Consider the following 20,531-nt stretch of genomic DNA (forward strand, 5'->3'; position numbering starts at 1 on the left):
GACCCGATGGGCCGCCGCGACGTGCGCGAGGCCATACAGCAGCTGAACCGTGACGGGGTGACCATTTTCTATTCGAGCCACCTGCTGAGCGACGTGGAAAGCATTAGCCACAAGGTCGCGATGATCGTGGATGGCAAGATTGTGCGCGAAGGTACGGTCGACGAGATTACCGAGTCGTGCGGGGTGGAATACCACGTGCGCACCCGTAAGGCGATTCTCGAGAGCGACCTGCCGCAGGGAGTCTCGCTTACGGGACACCCCGAAGAATTTGTGTGCGAAGACGATAGCGCCCGCGACCGCCTGCTTGCCTTCTGCCTTGCGAACGGGATTGCGGTCGAAAAGATGGACCACAAGCGTCCGAGCCTCGAAGACATTTTGACGGAGGAAATTGCCCGTGCAGACGCTTAAGCATATTGCAATCATTGCGCACAATACGTTCCGCGAATCCATACGCGACAAGATCCTTTACAACATCGTGTTCCTCGCGATTGCGCTTACGCTTTTCAGTATCGTGCTCGGTGAATGGTCGGTGTTCGACCGCGCCTACGTGATCAAGTCCACGACGCTTTCGGTGATGAGCCTTTCGGGCCTCCTGATTTCGATATTCGTGGGCATCAGCCTCGTGCAAAAGGAAATCCAGCGGCGCACGGTGCTCACACTGCTTTCGAAGCCGATTAGCCGCGTGACGTTTATCGTGGGCAAGTACTTCGGTCTTCTGGCGGTGGTGGCGGTTCATCTCACTTTGCTGACCGTTATCTACTATGTGATGCTGTTCCTCACGAACGCGGAGCCCACAGCAAGCCTGCTCCTTGCCATCTACCTCATCTTCTGCGAGATGGCGGTGGTGATCGCAGTGGCGCTCCTGTTCAGTAGCTTCAGCAGTACGGTACTTTCGGCGCTCTTTACGCTTGGCGTGTATTTCGCAGGCCACTTGAGCAACCAGCTCCTGGAACAGGTGCGCTTTGCGAGCCGCATGGGCGAGATGGGAGATGCCTCGACGGCGCTCTTCGAAAAGGCGGCTGTCGTGATTCACGCGGTTTTCCCGGGACTCTACCGTTACAACGTGACGAGTTACGTGGTGCATGGGCTTGCACTCCCGGATCTGTATTTGTTCTGGAACACTGTATATGCGGTTGGCTATGTGGGGCTGTTCCTCGCAATCGCTAGCTGGTGGTTCAGCCGGAGGGATTTCTTATGAGAAACCAGTATATGGCAAAGGTCCTCGTTCACAACAAGGTGGTGACGCAGGAACAGGTTGATGCCCATTGGGCCGAAGCGAACGACCAGGTCGATATCGGCCAGGTGCTCGTGAATGCGGGGCTCTTGCAACAGGCGATGTATGAGAAGGTCCTTGCTTTCGTGAAGAACCTGGAAGCAAAAAATGCGGCTGCGGCTCCGGCAAAACCCACGCCCGCTGTACCTGCGGCTCCCGTACCTCCGGTGAAACCTGCGGCGCCGGCTGTCGCGAAACCGGCTGCTCCTGTCGCTCCGGAATCTGCTCCGGAAGAGCCCGCCCTGCAGATCGAGGGCAATAATATCTACGGCGAATCGTCTTCTTCGAATATGGTGGTCGAGAAGGTATCGGGCCTCGAATCAACGAGTATCTCGAACATCGGAATCTTGACAGAAGCCGAGGCTATGGCGGCTGAGGGCGAAGATGGAGAGCTGCCGTCGCGCTTTGCGGTTGTTTCGGGCGAAGGAAGCGAAGTGTCGGCGCCCGAGACTCTGCTTACAACGATGAGCCTCAAGAAGGTGATGGCGTATGCGCGCAAGTTCGGCGCCACGGACATTTTCCTCTTCGCGGGCCGTCAGGTGATGATGCGCCAGTCCGGTTCGTTGTTCCCGGTGACGGAACAGTCGCTCGACAAGACGCGCGTGACGGAGTTCCTTACGGAGGCTTCCTCCGGTTTCGCCGATGGGTACCAGGTGGTTGCCGGCAAGAATTTTAGCAAGACGTTCGGTCTTCCGGGCGTTGGCCGTGGCAGGATTTCGGTTACGTGGGATGATGTGAATCCGAGCGTGTCCATCCGCGTAATCCAGAACGAAGCGGTGTCGTTCGATAATTTGTTCCTTCCGCAGTTCTGCCAGTCTTTTGCTGACTTGCCGAGTGGCCTGGTCCTGATTGCGGGGCCTTCGACAAGTGGGCGGTCTACGACGATTGCGACTTTTGCCGAGATGATTGCGGAAAGGCGCCCGTGCTATATCCATACGGTAGAACGCCCCATAGAACGCCTGCTCAAGAATCCGAACGGAGCGCTTGCTCAGAAGGAAGTCGGTCTCCACGTGAAGACGGGCGTCGCGGGTATTGAACTTGCTCTTCGCGATGGTGCGGATGTCATCTGTTTTGACCATCTGGAATCGATGGAAGAGCTGGATCTGCTTCTTCAGGCAGCCAACGCGGGCGTACTCGTGTTTGCGGTAACGGGCGGAAACAACATTCACGCCCTGCTTTCCAAGCTGCTCGTCTCTGTCCCTGAATCGCGGAGGAATTCCTTTGCCTGCACGCTTGCCGACCAGCTGAAGGGAGTTATCGTGCAACATTTGGTGCCGGTGGTGCAAAATCAGGGACTCGTGCTTGCGTGCGAGGCGATGCGTGTCACGTCTACGGTGGCGAACATGATCCGCAAGGGAGACCTTTCTCAGCTGGCGCAGGCGATTAGCAGCCAAAAGGACCAGGGCATTACGCTCGATGATTCTTTGCAGATGTGTGTAGAATCGGGCTATATCGATGGCGCAGAGGCATGGAAGCGTGCCTACGATAGCCGCCGTTTTGCGGCGTATAAGCCGGCTTAAGGAGATTGTGTTATGGCTACAGAAATCGAACCGATTTTAGATTATGTTGTCAACATTGGCGCAAGTGAGCTGATTGTGACAGAAGGTGCCGCTCCCGCTGTTCGCCTTGCTGGCAAGGTGGGCGTTGTTCCCGATGCTCCCGAGGTGGAATTCGGTTCTCTTCGCGAGTTCCTGGGCGCAATGGAAGGCGATACGGGTTTCATGGTTTGCGGCCCGTGGGCTGGATGCAAGTGGCGCGTCCGGTTTTTCCGTGCGGCCCTCGGAAACGCAGCCGTGTTTCGCCCGCTGATTGCGGAATGTCCGTCTTTTGATTCCTTGGGCGCCCCGCAGTCTGCCTCGAGCCTTTTGGCGCTAAGTTCGGGATTGGTCGTGTTTGCAGGGCCGGCATGCTCGGGCAAGACGACGACCGCGACGGCCTATGTGAGCTCTCTTTGCGAGTCCCGGGTGTTGCGTGCAAGCCTTCTGAATGGCTTCGAAGAAATTCCCGTGAATATGGGCGGTAGCCTTGTCCTGCGTGATTCCTCGGGCTCGGTGGCCGACCGTATTTCGCAGGCGCTCCGCAGTGGTTGCGATCTTATATGGCTTGGCGATTTCAGCGGCGAAAACCTGTTGCCGATGTTGCGTGCCGCAGAAGCGGGTGCGCTTGTCGTGTGCAATGTGACAGCGGGCAATTCTGCCGGAGTGATGGATGCCCTACTTTCGATGGTCCCCTCCACGGAGCGTGACCTTTGCCGCACGATGCTTGCCGCCTATCTCAAGGCAATTGTTGTACAACGGCTGCTTCCCGGTGCTTCCGATGGAACTCCGGTGTCTGCCTGGGAAGTGTTGTTCAATACGCAGAAGGTTGCTACGCTTATTCGTAGCGGCGAATTTTTCAAGCTTTCATCGATTATCGCCGCTTCGGGTTCGGAGGGGATGCTTCTGATGGATGATTGCTTGGCCGAACTTGTGAAGGCGGGGTACATTGCCCGCGATGTCGCGGAGAGGTATGTCTCTAACGTCGCGCTTCTCGGCTAGGTTGTTTAGAACCGTTTGCACGGCGGCCCTTGCCGCTTTTTCGCTGCTGCCCGCCCAAGCTACGGATTCCACGCAGGCTCTGGTTGCTGATACACTGTCAGGGCAGTTGCCGGAATCGCCCGGGAATGTCGATTCGCTCGCGGATGCCGCTGCGACCCTTGAAGCCCTGAGCACGGTGCCCGATTCGGTTCAAAATCGGAATCCCGAGCCGGAAAAGGATTCCGCGGTTTCCTCTCGCCAGATAAAGTCCGTTCTTTATTTGGGAAGCGGGGAGAATTCTCCGTGGTTCCACCTCGGCGTGCTTTATGCGGTTGAAGCTTATTCTGTGCCTGTAGATTCCGTTGTGGGGACTTCGTGGGGAGCCTTTGTCGGATACCTCTGGACGAAGGGCGTCTCGCTGGATGACATCCAGCGGATTTTGCGCGACGAGGATTTCTCGAGAATACTTTCTTCTAAAGAGGGTTTTGCCGGGGAGCCCCGCTACAGGCTTCCTGTTTCGGAGTCCGGCATGCCGGCTCTTCGCGAACGGTTTTCGTTCTATGTCGATTCCTCGGGAAATGTTCACAGGCGACAGAAATTGCTTATCCCCGATTCGGGTAACGTGCAGTCGTCTCTTTCTTATCTCCGCCTTCAGGAATCGATTTTGCGCCATAGCGGAAAATACAGAATCCCGTTTTCCGTTTTGGGTTGTGACGGCTCGCTCGGAAGTTCGTTCAAGGAAGTCATGGGGAGCTTGCCTGTGAAGGGAAGCGAAATGCCGGGAGACTTTTGCCCTTACCTTGCGCTCCCTGCGGAAGATTCTCCCGACGAAATGGCGATTATTGCGGTTGCGGCCCCTCTCCGCGGAGAACTTCGTGTCTCGGGACCGCAGAAGGCGATTGCGTTGAATACTCTAAAAAATCTTGGGTCGCAGCCCGGAATCGTAGTGCGTCCGCATACGGTGTCGGATACTTCGCGCAACGGCTGGATCCAGGCGGGATTCTCTGCGCTCGAATCGAAACTCTCTCAGATGGCTCCCATCGGCATGCGCCGAGGCGACTACGGTTCGGCTCACGTGGCGTCCATTCCGTGGTTCAAGTTCAAACCCTCGTTCGATAGCCTGTCCGCCGAGACGCATTCCCCCGTGAAATCCTACTGGAGCGAAAGCGATACGGGAATTGTCGCTCCGAGAAATTTTGCATACAGCCTTTTGCGGTTCCCTGCGATTGATTCCGTGGCTTTCGACATGCAGCTTGATGGGGATGTCCTAGTGGATGCCGAAATCAGGCCGACTTTCGATGTGGCTGTTGGCGGGTTCGGGTCGAATGTCATCGGTCCGAATGCCTATGCCGAAATCGATTTTTATCATGTGGATCAGATGGAAATCCAACTGATGTTTTCCGGTTTTTGGGGCGGAACCTCCTATGGCTTTGCCCCGAAGGCTCAAATCGGCCGGCTCTGGAGTTTGGATTGGGGAATGGAAGTCGGGTATACCTGGCAGAAACTCCAGCCGTTAAAAACCTTTGCCGAAGACGTTCCCGGATATTACAGGATCCGTTCCGAAAAGAAGAGCGATATCTTTGCATCCATGTTCTACAGGTTTGACAAGCACCAGAAGGTTTCTGCGGATTTCCTTTTTGCGGATCGCGTCTACGAACTTGAACGCCGCTACTATCCGGGCGGGGAATTCGAGATGTATCCTGCGTCGCAGAAACTGCGCTATGAATATGTCTCGGGCGATGGACGGGTCTGGTTCTCGGAAAACGGCTTTGCCTTCCATGGCGATATTGGCCTTACGTCCATCGGCTACGACTTCGGATTCGACGAGATTATCCCGACATTCATCACTTCGTATTTCGATGCGCAGTATGCCATTTCGCCCAAGCCCTTCGTGACATTGAATGCGCTTGCCGCCTTCGCGATGAACAAGTACCATAAGCATGGTTACGGTTACGTATATCCGGAATCCTTCGAGATTGAACCCCTCGACAACTGTATCCGCCCCCGCATCGCGGCGACGCCCTGGAGCACGGAATGGATTAATCCGGATTTGGTGTCGCACCATTATGGGTTGGTTCGCCTGCAGGGAGGCTTGCATTACAGGGGCTCCGGACTCTGGCTTAATTTTGCCTATGTCCATGATTTCGAGGAAAATCCGACCGCGACTTTCGGAAAGCACAGGTTCGTCTTTGAACCGGCCCTGCGCTTGGCCTACAAGTCCGTTAAGATTTATGCAGGAATGTCTCGTGTCGTGGATAGCGAAACCTTCGGCGATCTCGCGGATTTCGACAACTATAGCTACTTTATCCGAATCGGCGAATATGACCTGTTCTAGGATTTAGATTCCGCCGTTCTATTCGCCGCGGTTCTTTGCCGCCACGTCCTTGTACTTGTTGTGTTCGGAGAGCGTCTTGCTGAAGAAGTGCGTCATGCTCCCGTCATCCTTTGCGACAAAGTAAAGAGCCTCGGTCTTGTCGGGGTGTAGTGTCGCCTGTATCGCCTTGCGCCCGGGGTTCGATATCGGGCCCGGCATGAGCCCCTTGAACTTGCGGGTGTTGTACGGGCTGTCGCTGTTGAGCTGGCTCTTGTAGATGGGCCCGGTCAGGTTCCTGAAGATGAACCGCACCGTCGGGTCTGCCCCGAGCGGCATGCCAATCCTCAGTCGGTTGTGGAATACTCCGGCGATAAGCGGGCGCTCATCGGGAATGCCCGTCTCCTCCTCGACTACGCTTGCCAGTGTAAGCACCTTGTGCCAGCTGCCGAGCGTCTTCCACATGGAACTAGCCGAGTCGGGCATGAACTGGTCGCGCACCTTCAGGTTCGCTGCCACCATCTGCTTGAGTATCGTCTCCTCGTCCGCGTCGATGGGGAAGGGGTAGGTGTCCGGGAGCAGGTAGCCTTCCAGCGAGTTCGCATCGACTCCGAGGCTTCGGGCGAACTTCGGGTCCTGGACGAGTTCGTTCCAGCGTTTTTCGTTCAGGTCCGGGAACGCCTTCTTGAGATAGGCGGGGATCTCCCACGAGGCCCGACCTTCGGGTATGGTCACCCGGCGTACCGCGGTCTTGCCGCTCCCGATGATGCCTGCAATTTCGTCGAGGGTCTGGTGCGGGGGTATCTCGAACCAGCCGGCCTTCGGGGAGGGCGGGTTAAGCTTGCACCAGACCTTGTAGGCCAGTTCGTCGTCCCAGATTCCCTTCTCGCGGAGGATGCCGAAAACGTGCCCGGCGGAACTCCCCTTGGGTATATTTATGAGCACGGTTTCGCCGTTTTTGGAGGTCTCGGCCAGCCGATTTTTCATCTGGAAGGCGAAAAAGGCACAGGCGAGGGCTAAAAAAACGCAAAAAATGGCAAAAATCTTCTTCATGATGTAAAAATTTAAAAGAAATTGTGACCAATTGCAAAAATAAAAAGTATATTCCTTATGCATTGTTGAATATTTTACCTTGTTTTTGAGGAACGATATGAAAAAGCTTTTCGTAATGGCACTTGGTTTGATGGTCGCTGCAGCCTTCGCTGCTCCCAATAAGGTCAAATCCAAGCTCGGTGATATTGAACTCACCAAGGAAAAGGGTGGTGGAAACGTAGTCTGCACTGCCGGGTTCAATGACGAACTTACCATCGTCAAGGACGGCGATACCGATGTCCTGGTCAAGGGTAGCTGCGGCCAGGGCTGGGTGCCCAAGTCCAAGGTCGAATACGTTGCAGCTCTCGCCGGCGACAAGTCCATGAAACTCGATGGCGTGGACGTGGTGGGCTGGCTCGATAACCCGAGCGCCGTGTTCGTGTTGGAAAACGACGACATGGACTTTGACGGTGTGAACATCGACCGTGACTTCAAGGAATACCTGCAGCACACGATGGACCGCGAAACCATGGAAATGCACAACAACGAAAACTAATCGTTGCAGCGTTTCGAACGGATTTACGCCCCGCATTAAGCGGGGTTTTTTGTTTCTGTTGGCAGGGACGCGTTTACTGAGGTAAACGGCAATGTTTGCGCTGTGTTTTTTGTCACGTGGATTTTTGGCGTGTAGAAATTAAATTTGGGGGTAGGGAATGGTGTAACCTTTGAAGGATGTGTGTATGAGAAAGATTACGCTTTTGATGGCTGCCCTGTTGGCGGCGAGTGCGTTCGGTCGTGTCGGGCCTGTGAGCCAGTACGGCCAGCTCCAGGCGGGCAAGGTTGGCAATGGCCCGGGCCGGATTTACGGTTCCTGCAAGGGCGTCACTAGCGGTAATGAAGTTGTTGTGCAGGGCATGAGCCTTTTCTGGGCGATTGCGAGCGGTGATGCCGGTGCGGATTTCTGGACGGCAAGCACTGTGGATAAATTAGTAAAGGACCAGAAGATTCAGATTATCCGCGCACCCATGGGTGTCGACGAGGAATGGGGTGCCGGCAACTATTTCTCCAAAATGGATTACTACAAGGGCCTGATGAATACGGTGGTCCAGGCCGCCATCGATAACGACATCTACGTGATTATCGACTACCATAGCCATTGTGCGGAGGGTGATACCAGCAAGGCCAAGCAGTTCTTTGGCTACATGGCCGAGAGGTGGGGCGGCTATGACAACGTGATTTTTGAAATCTACAACGAGCCGAAGAATTCCTGCGGCGACTCGTGGGTGGATGCAAGCGGGGCGAGGACCTATTGGGTGAACGGCATCGCTCCCTATGCGAGGACCATTCTCAAGACGATCCGCCAGTATTCGGACAACCTTGTCGTGGTGGGAACCCCGTACTACGACCAGTATACGAACGCGGCACTCGCGGATCCGATCAATGACAATAACATCGCCTATACATTCCATTACTATGCGGGCGAGGATCCCTACCGCCATACGATCGACAACCAGGGCAAGAATGCAGAAGATGCGATGAACGGCGGACTTTCCGTATTCGTTTCCGAATGGGGCAATTCGGCACCTAGTGGCAACGGTGGATTCAACGCTTCGTATAGCACCGATTGGTACAACTGGATGAAGAAGCACAACCTTTCGGGAGCCAACTGGTCTGTCTCGAACAAGGATGAGACGGCCTCGTACTTTGACGGTGGCGCCTGGAATTATTCGACGAGCGGTCAGTGGGTCAATACTAATGTGTTCGCTTCACTCCCGTCATCCTATACGGCATGTTCTACGACTCCGACATCCAGCAGCTCTATCGCAAGTTCTTCCAGCTCGCTTCCGGCTGGCTACACCGACTACATCGACGACCTGGAAGACGGTGACGGCTTTGCTTTTACCGGTGGCGAATGGTACGCCTATACCGATGCAGGCGATAAGGGAGCATCGACGATTTCCAATGGCCTCGGCAGGAACGACGGCTACAATGTGGTCATCTCGGGCTCTACGGCAGGCAATTCTACCAAGTACGTGGCGGGAGTGACCGGCGTGAAGCTTTCGCAGGGCGACAACCTGTACGACCCGTATGTGGCGCTCGGCGTGGCCCTGAACGAATCGCAGACCGCCTACGATCTTTCTGCTTGTAACGAAATCAGCTACAAGTACAAGGGCGCCGCGCACAACTTTAAGGCCGAAGATACTGACGTGACGGATTACGGCTACCACCAGATAACAAAGGCCGCATCGGGCTCATGGACGACGGTAACGATTCCCTGGAACATGCTGTCGCAGGAAGCCTGGGCCAAGCCGGTGACGCTTTCCAAGAAGCGAATAGCCAAGTTCACCTGGGAAATCAAGGGTACGCAGCCGAGCATGAACTACCTGTATGTCGATGACGTGCGCTGCTCCGGTTTGGCGTTTAAGCCTGTACCGTCTCCGACATCCAGCAGTTCTTCCGTGATGAGCAGCTCGAGCGTAGCTTCTTCTTCCAGCATGTCCTCGAGTTCCTCCAAGGTCCAGATGGTGCTCCAGCTTACGAGCGGGAAAGCAGACCAGACGGTGACTGCGGGCTATTCCATCGAGTCTATCGTCTACGGCATCAAGAATGTCACGAATATCAGCGTTGCCGGGCTTCCCGCCGGATTGAACGGCGTGGTAAGCAAGAGCAATACGACCTTCACGATTTGGGGAACGGTCGCCGATTCTTTGAGCGACAAGGAATACTCTTATACGGTTACCGCGGTGGGAGCCGACTCGACTGCGACCGCTACGGGCAAGATAACCGTGAAGCACAAGCCGGTAACGACGACGGTTTCTGTGACGAACAACTCGACGCAGACGGTGACCGCAGGTGATTCCGTCAAGCCTATCGTGCTCAGCTATGCCAATATGGATTCTGCAAAGGTGACGGGGATTCCGCAGGGAACATTCTCGATGCTTCAGGACAAGAGCGCGAAAACGTTGACGATTGCTGGCGCCGTGGACGAAAGTCTTTCCGATAAGGAATACACGGCAACGGTGACGGTGTACGGTCCGGACAACAATGCGACTGCCTCCGCGAAGATTACGGTGAAGCATAAGCCGTTGGTGACTTTGATCGAGCTTGTTAGCGGGAATTCTACGCAGACGGTGACTGCGGGCGATGCCATCGAACCGATTGTCTACAGGTACGAGAATATGAAACAGATTACTTTGTCGGGAATACCTGCTGGCCTAAAAGGAACGAAGGATGACAATGCGAAGACGTATACGATTTCGGGTATTGTAGCCGATTCGTTGACCGACTATGTGTATGACTATACGATAGCGGTGACCGGTCTCGACAACAATACTTCTGCAACGGGCAAGATTACGGTAGTAGGACGGTCTTCCAGCTCTATCGCATCTTCTAGCAGTGAGGAAAGCTCGAGTTCCGCTGAATCGTCGTCTAGCATCGAAAGCTGCTCTTCTGAAGAAAGCAGTTCAAGTGTCGCTTCGTCCAGTTCGTCGATTGAATCGAGCAGTAGCGAAGCGTCTTCTTCGGGCGTAGAAATTGAGTCCAGCAGTTCGGAAGAATCGTCTTCCAGTTCTGCCGAATCTTCTTCGAGCGATGCGAACCAGGTTGTTGTGACGGGTAGCCTGAAGCAGACTGTTGCTCGCGGCGAAGCGTTTGAAACCATCACGTTCAGCAATGTGCGGTCGTTCAATCGCGATACATGGAATATCTGGTTCTTTAATTTCAAGGAATCTGGTGAAGTGGTGACCGTTGAAGGCACCGTGCACGAGGGCTTCCCGGTAGGTACGGCTGTAGAAACCGTGACGGTTAACGGGCAGAAGTACGAGATTACGTTTGTCGTGACTGCCCCCGAAAGCAGTTCCTCCGTGACGAGCAGCTCAAGCTCGGCGCTTTCTTCTTCCAGCGAGTCTCCGGTTTCGTCCTCGAGTGAAAATCCTTTGACATCCTCGAGTGCCGAGCCTGAATCCTCTTCCAGCGAAGGCACGACAGTCGCCATGTCGCGCGTATCAAACCCGCTTTCAATGGCTGTTGCCGGCCGTACGCTTCATGTCTCGGGCGCAAGCGACATGTCGGTAGAAGTATTCGACATGCAGGGCTCTCCGGTGGCGACCTTCGCGCATGTGAAGGGCTCTGTGAATCTCGAAATGCTCCGTCAAGGCAGCTTCGTCGTACGTCTCCGCGCGGGCTCCAACACGCTGGTCCGCCGCATTGTGGTGAAGTAACAAGGAAAATATTGCACCGATAGCTGCCCACGCAAATAATCCACGTAGTAGGGAAGGCAAAGCCTTCCCTTGTTTTTACGCCTTCTTATAAAATGCGTAAATTTGCATATTTGCATAGATTTCCTATAGAATTTTTCTATATTTGTCGCCATGAAGTTTTCTAAAGGCGTCCAGGACGGCCTTCCGATAGGCCTCGGGTACTTCGCGGTGTCGTTCTCGTTCGGCATCGCGGGCTCCAAGCTTTTGAGCTGGCCGCTGGTCACGTTCATCTCGATGACGAACCTCACCTCGGCGGGCCAGTTCGCGGGTCTCCAGATTATGGCCGATGCCGCGGGCACGTTCATCGAGATGGCGATTGCGACTTTCTTTATCAACCTGCGCTACAGCCTGATGGCGATTTCCCTGTCGCAGAAGGTGGCTCCCAGCTTCGGTACGGGCAAGCGCCTGCTGTTGGCAACGGGCATTACGGACGAAATCTACGCGCTTGCGGTAAGCCAGACGGAACCTGTGACGGCGCGGTATTTTGCGGGCCTCATGGTGTTCCCCTACATCGGGTGGTCCTCGGGTACGCTCTGCGGGGCGGTCTGTGGCGAGATCCTCCCTGCGGTAGTGACGAACGCCCTCGGGGTGGCGCTGTACGGCATGTTTGTCGCCATCGTAGTCCCGCAGATGAAGGCGCATCGACCCACGCTTATCGCCGTCCTGATTGCAATTGCCTGCAGTTGCGCGTTCAGGTACGTGCCTGCGCTCAGTGGCGTGACTGTCGGGTTCGCGATTATTATCTGCGCGCTGATCGCCTCGCTCCTCGGTGCAGCCTTCTTCCCGGTAAAGGACGATGACGATTCGACCGATGACCAAAATGTTGCGCAACCTTCCGGCGCGCAACCCGCGGGGGAATGCGGACAAAGTAAGGAGAGCGCATGAACCTGAGGGATTACTGCTTCTTCCTGCTCGTGATGGCGGGTGTCACCTACCTATTGCGTGCTGTCCCGTTCGTTCTCCTGAAGGGGAAAATCAAGAGCCGCTTCTGGCGTTCCTTCCTCGCGTACGTTCCATACACGGTGCTTGCCGCGATGACGGTACCTGCCATCTTCTATTCCACGAACAGTGTGCTTTCGGGAGCGTGTGCACTCGTTGCTGCAGTCATCGCGTCGCTCCTTGGGCGCGGCCTCGTGGGGGTTGCCGTTGTCGCCTGCGTTACGGTGCTCGGTGTCGACGGCATCATGCTGCTGCTATAAATCATAAACGGCTCGCGATAAGCGACACGCATCGCAAATAAAAAAGCGCTCCGTGCGGAGCGCTCTAATACCCATGTCCGGAATCGAACCGGAATAACCTCCTTCGGAGGGAGGGACACTATCCATTGTGATACACGGGCCCGGCCAATGCAATTCCGCGCGTGGCGGAATCCATCCGGTTTTGCGAATGCAAATATAGTAATTATTCAGTCCAGAATTTTGACAATCAGCTCGTGCGGTTCTGCGTCTACCACCAGCGCGTCGTGGAATTCTCCCACGTCGGCGTCGCCCTCGAGCACCTTCACGATGTCGTCGTTTTCCATCGAGTTGCCTTCGGTGCGCCCGTAAAAATGGTATTCGCTTTCTTCCGCCACCTGGTCGATGATGATGCGTACCTTTTTCCCAATCATCGATTCAGCGTGTTCCGCGTCGATTTCTTCCTGCAGGTCGGTCACGGCATCGAGCCTTGCGCGAGCCTCGCTCTCGTCAACGGCAGGCAGGTCCATGTTCATCACGGGAGTGCCTTCCTCGGGGCTGAACACGAATCCGCCCAGGTGGTCGAACTGGATGTCTTCTAGCAGTTCCATCAGCTCTTCAAAGTCCTCGTGCGTCTCGCCGGGGAACCCGACAAGTACGGTCGTGCGGAGCGTGACTCCCGGAATGCGCTCGCGAATCCTGTGCAATATGTCGACGAGCTCCTTCTTGCGGTAGTTCCTCTTCATGTTCTTGAGCACGTTGTCGCTGGCGTGCTGGATAGGCATGTCCACGTATTTCACGAGGCGCGGTTCGTTCGCCATCAGGTCTAAAAGTTCGTCGTCCACGAACATCGGGTACCAGTACAGCGTGCGTATCCACGGGATGTTCGTGTTGTCGAGAATCGCGCGGAGCAGGCCGGCCAAGGTGCCGCCCTTCTTGCCCTTCTCGCGCCCGAAGTATGTCGTGTCTTGCGCGATGAGGGTAATCTCCTGCACGCCCTGTTTTTCAAGTTCCTTGGCTTCTGCCACAATGTCTTCGATAGAACGCGAAACCTGCTTCCCGCGGATCAGTGGAATGGCGCAGTAGGCGCAACGGCGGTTGCAGCCTTCCGCAATCTTCAGGTAGGCGTGGTGCTTGAACCCGCCGAGGTTCATGCGCGGGAGGTTCTCTGCATCGCAGCTTTGCGGGGCGACAATTCCCATCTTCTTCAGGAGTTCGCCCGGCTTGTACGTGCCTACCCAGTAGTCCACCTCGGGCAGTTCCTTCACGAGTTCGTCGCCGTAGCGGCCCGAGAGGCAACCCGACACAATCAGTTTCTGCCTTGCCTTCTTGCTTTTAATTTGTGTGAGAATCGTGTTGATGGATTCTTCCTTCGCAGCCTCGATGAACCCGCACGTGTTCACCAGGATGTAGTCCGCCTTGGCTGCGGAATCACAAGTCGCGAACCCTGCGTGCAGCATCTCGCCGACGAGGTTCTCCGCGTCGACCTGGTTCTTGGCGCATCCTAAATGGACAACGAAAACTTTGGGCTTCTTTGTAGGCATGTTTGCAAATTTAGAAAATAGGTCCTGCAAAAAAAAGAGCCCCGGAGGAGCTCTTTTCGTAAAGATTGCGCGAACCGCTTATTCCCAGTCGTCCACGAAGTCTTCGGCAGGTGGGGCAGGCGGGGCTGCGGGTGCCGGAGCGGGAGCGGGTGCAGGCTCCGGTGCAGGAGCGGGTTCTGGTGCGGGAGCGGGTGCCGGTTCAGGTTCGGGTGCGGGCGCAGGTTCCGGTTCCGGTGCAGGCGCAGGTTCAGGTTCCGGTGCGGGCGCAGGCGCGGGAGCCGGTTCAGGTTCAGGTGCCGGGGCCGGTTCGGGCTGGTTGTCCTGCGGAGGAGCGTAGTACGAACTGGATTCGCCGCTGTTGTCGGAATCGCCGGCCGGATTGCCAACTTCGTCATTCTTGCTGTTGTCGACCCACCATTGGAAGTTCAGGGCCGAAAGCACCTGCTTGCCGTATTCCTGGGCATTGGCGTAGGTTGCAAAGAATCCGACGCGAACGCGGTAGTAGGTACCTTCGAGTTCGCCCGGGTTTTCCACTTCGGCGACGTAGGCCTTGATGTTCTGTTCGGCAAGCTTCTTGACGATGCCGTCAGCGCCCTTCTTCGAGGGCTGGATGCTCACCTGGATTACAAACGGACCTTCACTTTGCGGCTGGATGTCGCCTGTAGCGGTCGGTGCCGGCGCGGTTTTTGACTTTTCTTCAACAGCGGGTTCTGACTTGGATCCTTGGGAAAGGGACTGGATGGGTACCAATTCCGGCTCGTCTGCTTGTTCGGCGGCAGCGGGGGCCTTTTCTGTGGCTGCCGGTGCGGCTTGTTTCATGTCCGGAACGATTTCCTGTTCCTCTTTGCTGCAACCAACAAAGAGCGCGCCTGCGATGACGGCGGCACAAAGTGGGTACGACCATGCTGATTTCATTCGGAATCTCCCAAAAACGATGTAAAAAACCTAAAAGTAGGGGCTTTCTGGTAAAAATATATATAAGTCTTTGAGGAACCGCAAGTTATAAATAAGAAAATAACGAAAAAAAGCCCTAATTTCGCAAATATGCGACTGAAACTTCTGTTTTGAAGTTACCCTTGACGAAATCCCGCGAGTTAAATATATTTGGCTATCCAAAAAACGAATATCTAATTCAACCAAAGGATTATCGTGATCGGCGTAATTGTTAAGTCCAACGAACCTTTTGAACGCGCTCTCAAGCGTTTCACCAAGTCCTGCGAAAAGAATGGCATCATTTCCGATGTCAAGAAGCGTCAGCGCTTCGAAAAGCCTTCTGAAGAAAAGAAGCGCGTCGAAACGGCTGCCCGCCGCAAGCGCTTGAAGGAAATCGCTGACCAGAACCGCAAGCGCCTCTACTAGTAGGCGTCCGGCTAGGCCAAGGTGTCTTGGCTGCAGTCCAGGGTTTTTGAAGGTTTTTGATTTGAGTGATGAGTCGTCGGTCCATGACCGGTGGCTCGTTGCGTGTTTTTAGAACTTTAACCACGACGCCAGGAGCGGGGCGTTATCCGCTCGGGGTAAAACATGAGCAGTGCATTGCTGACAAAGATTAAGGACGATATCAAGGCCGCCATGAAGGCGCACGACGCCGAAACTCTCGGAACGCTCCGTACCCTCCATTCCGACATCAAGAACGAAGCCATGAAGTCTGGTGCCACTCCGGCCCAGATTGAAGAAACCATCACCGACGAGATGTGCGTCGACGTTCTCGCTCGTAGCGTGAAGCAGAAGCAGGAAGCCATCGAAATCCTCAAGAAGGGTGGTTTCATGGACAAGATTCCCGCCGAAGAATCCTGCATTGCGCTCTACCGCAAGTACATGCCTGCCGAAATGACTGAGGACGAAGTCAAGGCCCTCATCGCCGAAATCAAGGCGGCGACCGGAGCCTCTTCCCCGAAGGATATGGGCAAGATCATGAAGGAACTCTCCCCGAAGGTCAAGGGCCGCTTCGACGCCAAGCGCGCATCCGCCTTGGTTCAGGAAGCGTTGAAATAACTGTAAAAAAGTCCATTTTACGTGACCAATCGCAAGTTTAGCCTTGCGGTTGGTATTTTTTTATAAAATGAAATACATACCTTGCATATTGCAATACGGCATGCCAACGTTTATGTTGACATGCCTTTTTTGAACTGTCGTTTGACGCTTAGAGCTTGCGGATTTCGTCTTCAGTGAGCTTGGAAACCTGCATAACCTTTTCTACGGGAATTCCAAGATCGAGCATGGCTTTCGCCATTTCCCGAGCCTTGTTCTTTTCGCCTTCAGCACGCCCTTCTGTACGCCCTTCTTCGCGCCCTTCAGCACGTCCTTCAGCACGTCCTTCAGCGCGACCTTCCTCACGGGCACGGACCTTGAGGGCCGCCAGGTAGTCCAGTTCTTCTTCCGTCATCACCATGTTTCTTGCCTGCTGTTTAAGGATGCTGTCCGGAGCAGTCTTTACAAGAAGGCGCTTAATCGCCTGGGCGATTACATCGTCGTTGAAGTCGGGAAGCGAGTCGGATTCGCCGGCGTGCTTCAAAAGCCAAAGCCAGCGGTCTTCGTCAGTCTCTACCTGTTCCTTCGTCTTGTCGAACTGCGTCAGGTCATAAAGAATATACTTAACTTTGTCGGTCAGCGTCAACCCCTTCTCGTTGCGGATGCCCCAGGTGCCGCAGTAGCCGTCCTGCTGTTCCAGGCGAAAATCGCAGACCCAGATGGCGTAGGTGGGAGGAATTTCGTAGCGGAGGTCGTAGCGCTGGGCGCGAATCTCGCTAGGGGTGTCCTGGTCGGATTCCTTAAAGAAATCTTGGTCCCATTCGTACTTGCTTTGGAGCATGAAGGCGCTGTGCTGCAAAAGGATGCGCTCGATAAAGCGGCTGTGTTTCGCCTTCTGCATCTCCACATTAATGCAATACCCGTTGGATGTTGTCGCGCGGATGTCGAGGCGGAAACTCTTGGTCTGCGGGAAAAGGATGTTCACCTCGGTGTTCTTCACCGTAACGGAGACGATGCGCTTTTCGCCTTCCAGGTGGAAAACTCCGTTCAAAAAGCTCACAAGAGCCTCGGGGTCGTTCAGGAAAACCTTGAATGCCACATCGTAGAGCGGGTCTAGGTAGGTGCGTTTTTTGATTTTTTCGTAGGTCAGTTGTTCCCAGTATTCGCGGGATGCTTCCGCAAAATCGGGAAAGACGGGATTGATAGACATAAAAGTCCTTTGCCGCGTATGCGGCAGAATAGGGGTGTCGCCCCTGAATGGTTTTATGAGTGATGGTATGTGCGCCAAGCCATTGCTTGGCGGAAGTCTGTCACCTTGCAGGAGGAGGCTCACTCCCGTGGTCGGCTGCGTCGCTTGCCGACTTTATACCTGCTTTCTTTAAACGCTAGGCGCAGATAGTGTAACATCCGGGCCGGGAACTCGCTTGCGTTGATATGTTCCGCAAGTTTACCACTGTCGTCCGGGTTGTCCGAATACGATAACGAATATATAAAAACGCATGACAAAAAACAAGAGGAAGGTTATCTTTACTCCCGTGCCCACATTCACCAAGTACATCCAGAACGAGGAACATTACTCCGAGGTCATCGCGCGGATTGCGAAGGTTCGCGAGACGTTGTGGATCGGTACCGCCGACATCAAGGATGTCTACGTAAAGCAGGATGGCGAATCGATGCCGCTGCTCGGACAGCTGGCCGCACTCCTGAAGCGCGGCGTGGGCGTGCGGCTCATTCATGCGAAGGAGCCGGGCCCGAACTTCCGCGAGGACTTCGACCGCTTCAAGATTTTGGCGACCGACCTTGAACGCGTCATGTGCCCGCGGGTGCATTTTAAGATGATGATTTTCGACTTGGAAACCGCCTACATCGGCTCCGCGAACTTGACGGGGGCGGGCATCGGCATGAAGAGTAGCCTGCGCCGTAACTTCGAGGCGGGTATCCTCACCAACGACCCCGAGCTTGTGCAGCCCGCGATTGAACAGTTCGACACGCTCTGGATGGGCTCGCACTGCAAAAACTGTGGCCGCCAGGAATTCTGCGGCGACCGGATTAAGTAAATTTCACATATGCACGGCTCAGTCTGTGCGTTTGTACATGGCATGTAACCTCTACAGGTTTACCTTTCATATATGTATTTGTGTATATTTAAGGAAAATTAAGGAGTACTTTATGCGTAAATTGTTTTTTCTGATGCTGATCATGCTTGTGTTCCAGCTGACGGGCTGCATGGGGTTCTTCTTCCGAATGAACCGGCTGGAACAAAAAACGTTCGCTCCTGAACTTTCGGATGCATATAAGAACAATGTCGGACTCGATACGACTTATGATGTTAGTGCCGGCAGTATGAGCTTGGAACAGATCAAAGAAAAAACGCATCCTGCTGTGCGGAAAATCCTAATGACATTTATTCTACAAGACGAATTTGATTATAGGAAGCATCTGAAGTTTAATTTGGTCAACGGTTATATCATGGACGCCGTCATGAAACGCGATGATGATGAAAACGCGACAGTTTACTTGGCGCATGTGAACTACGGTGGCGAAAAAGATGACGTTCTAAGAAACAAGCTAAAAGCCGTTTATGATGTGTGGCATATTAATGGCCGGGTCACGAGGATAAAGCATCGGATTGATGATAAGATCCTTTATGACATGGATGTCGAGAAAAAATATGAGCTGCAATACTACGACAACGGTCAAATGATGGCCGATTACCGAGGTGATTTCCTAAATGATACTGAAGGCGCTGTTCGATATAACGGAATATGGACCATATATTCCGAAAGGGGCAAAAAGGTTGCTGAATGCGAAATTAGCGATGCCCGAGTGAACGAAAGTTCCTGCCAAAAATGGGATGAAAAGGCTGATTTAAGCAAGCTTGATCGCCATCTTTATTAATCTGTACTGCCTATGTCCTCCTCGCAATCCAAAATCCAGGAACTGGAACTGCTCTACAAGATCAGTTCCATTCTGAACCAGACGCTCGATTTCGAGAGTGTTGCACATCCGATTTTGGAGGTGGTGGAATCTACGATGGGCGTGGAGCATGCGACGCTTACGCTGTACAACCGCCACACTGGCGAAATCTCCATTGAAATTGCGGAAGGCTTGAGCAGTCGCCAGGCGCGCAAGGGCCGCTACAAGGTGGGCGAGGGCATTACCGGCCGCGTTGTGGAAACGGGCAAGCCGATTATCATTCCCTCGGTCGCAAAAGACCCGGACTTCCTCGACCGCACGGGGCGCGGCAAGACGGAGGACAAGGCGTTCCTCTGCGTGCCTGTGATTATGGAGCATCAGGTGATTGGCGCCTTCAGTGCCGACGTGCAGAATCCGGTCGAAGACGAACTTCCCGAAAAGCTCCGCCTGCTGGAAATTATCGCGCAGATGCTTGCGGCGGCAGTGAAGCTCCGTCGCGAAGCCCGCGAAGAAAATGAACTCCTGAAGGCCGAAAACGAGCGCTTGACATTGGAACTCAAGGACCGTTTCCAGCCCGACAACATCATTGGTCGCTCCAGCGAGATGCAGCGCGTGTATGCGCAGATTGACCAGGTCTCGAAGAGCCCCCTCCCCGCGCTCATCGTGGGCGAGGTCGGTACGGGCAAGGGGCTCGTTGCAGAAGCAATCCATTACCGTTCCGACCGCAACATGGGCCCGTTCGTCCGCGTCCATTGCGCCTCCATGCCCGAATCGGTTCTTGACCGCGAACTGTTCGGCAGCGTGCGTGGCGCCCTTGTGGGCGTGTTCGCCGAGACGCCCGGCCGCGTAGAACAGGCCGAAGGCGGCACGCTGTTCCTCGACGAAGTGGGCGAGCTTTCGCCGAACCTTCAGGTGAAACTCCTGCGCCTGTTGCAGAACGGCGAGGTGGAACGCATTGGTGCTCGCATCCCTAAGAAGGTGAGCGTCCGCGTGATTGCGGCCACCACCAAGAACCTGCAGCAGATGGTCGAAGAAGGAACCTTCCGCGAAGACCTCTATTACCAGCTGCACATCTTCCCGATTTACGTGCCGCCATTGCGTAACCGCAAGACAGACATCGTGCTTTTGGCGGACCACTTTGTGGAGCATTACTGCCGCATCGTGGGCAAGAACGTGCGCCGCCTTGCACGTACGACCATCAACATGCTCATGAGTTACCCGTGGCCCGGAAACGTGCGCGAACTCGAAAATGGAATTGAGCGCGCCGTCCTCGTTGCTGACGAAGACGTCATCTACCCGCACCATTTCCCGACCACGCTCCAGACTGCAGAGACGAGCGGCACTCCCGTGAACGGCAATCTGAAACTCATGGTGGAGGCCTACGAGAAGGATATCATTTGCGATGCCCTCAAGAGTAGCAAGGGAAAAGTCGCCGCTGCGGCGCGCAGTCTTTCCACGACTCCGCGCATTCTTACGTACAAAATAAACCAGCTCGGTATAGACCTCGCTGGTTTTGGAAAATAGATTTTTTGCTGGA

General features: G+C 54.7%; 17 protein-coding genes, 1 tRNA gene and 1 pseudogene. 14 read left to right on the plus strand and 5 right to left on the minus strand.

Annotated elements, in window-relative coordinates; all coding sequences use genetic code 11:
* The 5 genes and pseudogenes from B4B27_RS10200 to B4B27_RS10220 all read left to right on the plus strand — a co-directional run.
* Positions 1–408: pseudogene (locus tag B4B27_RS10200) on the plus strand (ABC transporter ATP-binding protein); the annotation flags it as partial.
* Positions 395–1,198 carry an ABC transporter permease gene (locus B4B27_RS10205; protein WP_173365202.1) on the plus strand — a complete coding sequence of 268 codons (804 nt, stop codon included), beginning with the start codon at positions 395–397 and terminating at the stop codon, positions 1,196–1,198. The pseudogene B4B27_RS10200 and the gene B4B27_RS10205, both read left to right, overlap by 14 nt.
* Complete coding sequence (locus B4B27_RS10210; RefSeq protein WP_173382557.1) at positions 1,195–2,793, plus strand: type IV pilus twitching motility protein PilT; 1,599 nt, start codon at positions 1,195–1,197, stop codon at positions 2,791–2,793. Before B4B27_RS10205 ends, B4B27_RS10210 begins: the two co-directional genes overlap by 4 nt.
* 12 nt (positions 2,794–2,805) lie before the next feature.
* On the plus strand, positions 2,806–3,810 hold the full coding sequence (locus tag B4B27_RS10215; protein ID WP_173365200.1) for an ATPase, T2SS/T4P/T4SS family: 1,005 nt from the start codon (positions 2,806–2,808) through the stop codon (positions 3,808–3,810).
* On the plus strand, positions 3,782–6,124 hold the full coding sequence (locus B4B27_RS10220) for a patatin-like phospholipase family protein (protein ID WP_290726210.1): 2,343 nt from the start codon (positions 3,782–3,784) through the stop codon (positions 6,122–6,124). The genes B4B27_RS10215 and B4B27_RS10220 overlap by 29 nt, the downstream gene beginning before the upstream one ends.
* A gap of 18 nt (positions 6,125–6,142) precedes the next feature.
* Here B4B27_RS10220 and mltG read toward each other — a convergent pair whose 3' ends face one another.
* Positions 6,143–7,153 (minus strand): endolytic transglycosylase MltG, encoded by a 1,011-nt coding sequence (mltG, locus tag B4B27_RS10225; protein WP_290726213.1) that lies wholly within the window; start codon positions 7,151–7,153, stop codon positions 6,143–6,145.
* Between the two features lie 115 nt (positions 7,154–7,268).
* Between mltG and B4B27_RS10230 the strand changes: the two genes are divergently transcribed.
* The 4 genes from B4B27_RS10230 (at position 7,269) to B4B27_RS10245 (ending at position 12,590) form a co-directional block, all read left to right on the plus strand.
* Positions 7,269–7,688 carry a hypothetical protein gene (locus tag B4B27_RS10230; RefSeq protein WP_254794669.1) on the plus strand — a complete coding sequence of 140 codons (420 nt, stop codon included), beginning with the start codon at positions 7,269–7,271 and terminating at the stop codon, positions 7,686–7,688.
* A 184-nt stretch (positions 7,689–7,872) separates the two neighbouring features.
* A complete protein-coding gene (locus tag B4B27_RS10235) occupies positions 7,873–11,352 on the plus strand; it encodes a cellulase family glycosylhydrolase (protein WP_290726216.1) in 3,480 nt (1,159 codons plus the stop codon).
* A 150-nt stretch (positions 11,353–11,502) separates the two neighbouring features.
* Positions 11,503–12,276 carry an AzlC family ABC transporter permease gene (locus B4B27_RS10240; RefSeq protein ID WP_290726218.1) on the plus strand — a complete coding sequence of 258 codons (774 nt, stop codon included), beginning with the start codon at positions 11,503–11,505 and terminating at the stop codon, positions 12,274–12,276.
* On the plus strand, positions 12,273–12,590 hold the full coding sequence (locus tag B4B27_RS10245) for an AzlD domain-containing protein (protein WP_072807790.1): 318 nt from the start codon (positions 12,273–12,275) through the stop codon (positions 12,588–12,590). The genes B4B27_RS10240 and B4B27_RS10245 overlap by 4 nt, the downstream gene beginning before the upstream one ends.
* Before the next feature lie 68 nt (positions 12,591–12,658).
* Here the strand turns inward: B4B27_RS10245 and B4B27_RS10250 are convergent.
* The 3 genes from B4B27_RS10250 to B4B27_RS10260 form a co-directional block, all read right to left on the minus strand.
* A tRNA-Arg gene (locus tag B4B27_RS10250) sits at positions 12,659–12,730 on the minus strand.
* A 66-nt stretch (positions 12,731–12,796) separates the two neighbouring features.
* Positions 12,797–14,110 (minus strand): 30S ribosomal protein S12 methylthiotransferase RimO, encoded by a 1,314-nt coding sequence (gene rimO / locus B4B27_RS10255; RefSeq protein ID WP_290726221.1) that lies wholly within the window; start codon positions 14,108–14,110, stop codon positions 12,797–12,799.
* A 78-nt stretch (positions 14,111–14,188) separates the two neighbouring features.
* Positions 14,189–15,025: an SPOR domain-containing protein gene (locus tag B4B27_RS10260; protein WP_173366554.1), complete on the minus strand. Its 837-nt coding sequence runs from the start codon at positions 15,023–15,025 to the stop codon at positions 14,189–14,191.
* Positions 15,026–15,259: 234 nt separating this feature from the next.
* On the opposite strand from B4B27_RS10260, the gene rpsU reads away from it, so the two are divergent.
* Together rpsU and B4B27_RS10270 are read left to right on the plus strand one after the other, a co-directional pair.
* Positions 15,260–15,469, plus strand: a complete 210-nt coding sequence (gene rpsU, locus B4B27_RS10265) for a 30S ribosomal protein S21 (protein ID WP_173366553.1) — start codon at positions 15,260–15,262, stop codon at positions 15,467–15,469.
* A 162-nt stretch (positions 15,470–15,631) separates the two neighbouring features.
* Positions 15,632–16,102: a GatB/YqeY domain-containing protein gene (locus B4B27_RS10270; protein ID WP_290726224.1), complete on the plus strand. Its 471-nt coding sequence runs from the start codon at positions 15,632–15,634 to the stop codon at positions 16,100–16,102.
* A gap of 148 nt (positions 16,103–16,250) precedes the next feature.
* On the opposite strand, the gene B4B27_RS10275 is transcribed toward B4B27_RS10270, so the two are convergent.
* Positions 16,251–17,288: a PD-(D/E)XK nuclease family transposase gene (locus B4B27_RS10275; protein WP_290726226.1), complete on the minus strand. Its 1,038-nt coding sequence runs from the start codon at positions 17,286–17,288 to the stop codon at positions 16,251–16,253.
* Between the two features lie 289 nt (positions 17,289–17,577).
* On the opposite strand from B4B27_RS10275, the gene B4B27_RS10280 reads away from it, so the two are divergent.
* The 3 genes from B4B27_RS10280 to B4B27_RS10290 all read left to right on the plus strand — a co-directional run bounded on the left by B4B27_RS10280 (position 17,578) and on the right by B4B27_RS10290 (position 20,518).
* On the plus strand, positions 17,578–18,135 hold the full coding sequence (locus tag B4B27_RS10280; protein ID WP_173382859.1) for a phospholipase D family protein: 558 nt from the start codon (positions 17,578–17,580) through the stop codon (positions 18,133–18,135).
* A gap of 112 nt (positions 18,136–18,247) precedes the next feature.
* The gene (locus tag B4B27_RS10285; RefSeq protein WP_290726228.1) at positions 18,248–18,976 is read left to right on the plus strand and encodes a hypothetical protein; all 729 of its coding nucleotides are present in this window, start codon (positions 18,248–18,250) and stop codon (positions 18,974–18,976) included.
* 12 nt (positions 18,977–18,988) lie between these two features.
* Positions 18,989–20,518, plus strand: a complete 1,530-nt coding sequence (locus B4B27_RS10290; RefSeq protein WP_290726230.1) for a sigma-54 interaction domain-containing protein — start codon at positions 18,989–18,991, stop codon at positions 20,516–20,518.
* Positions 20,519–20,531: the final 13 nt, after the last annotated feature.

Origin of the sequence: Fibrobacter sp. UBA2449, from assembly GCF_002342555.1 — a bacterium.
Classification (GTDB): domain Bacteria; phylum Fibrobacterota; class Fibrobacteria; order Fibrobacterales; family Fibrobacteraceae; genus Fibrobacter.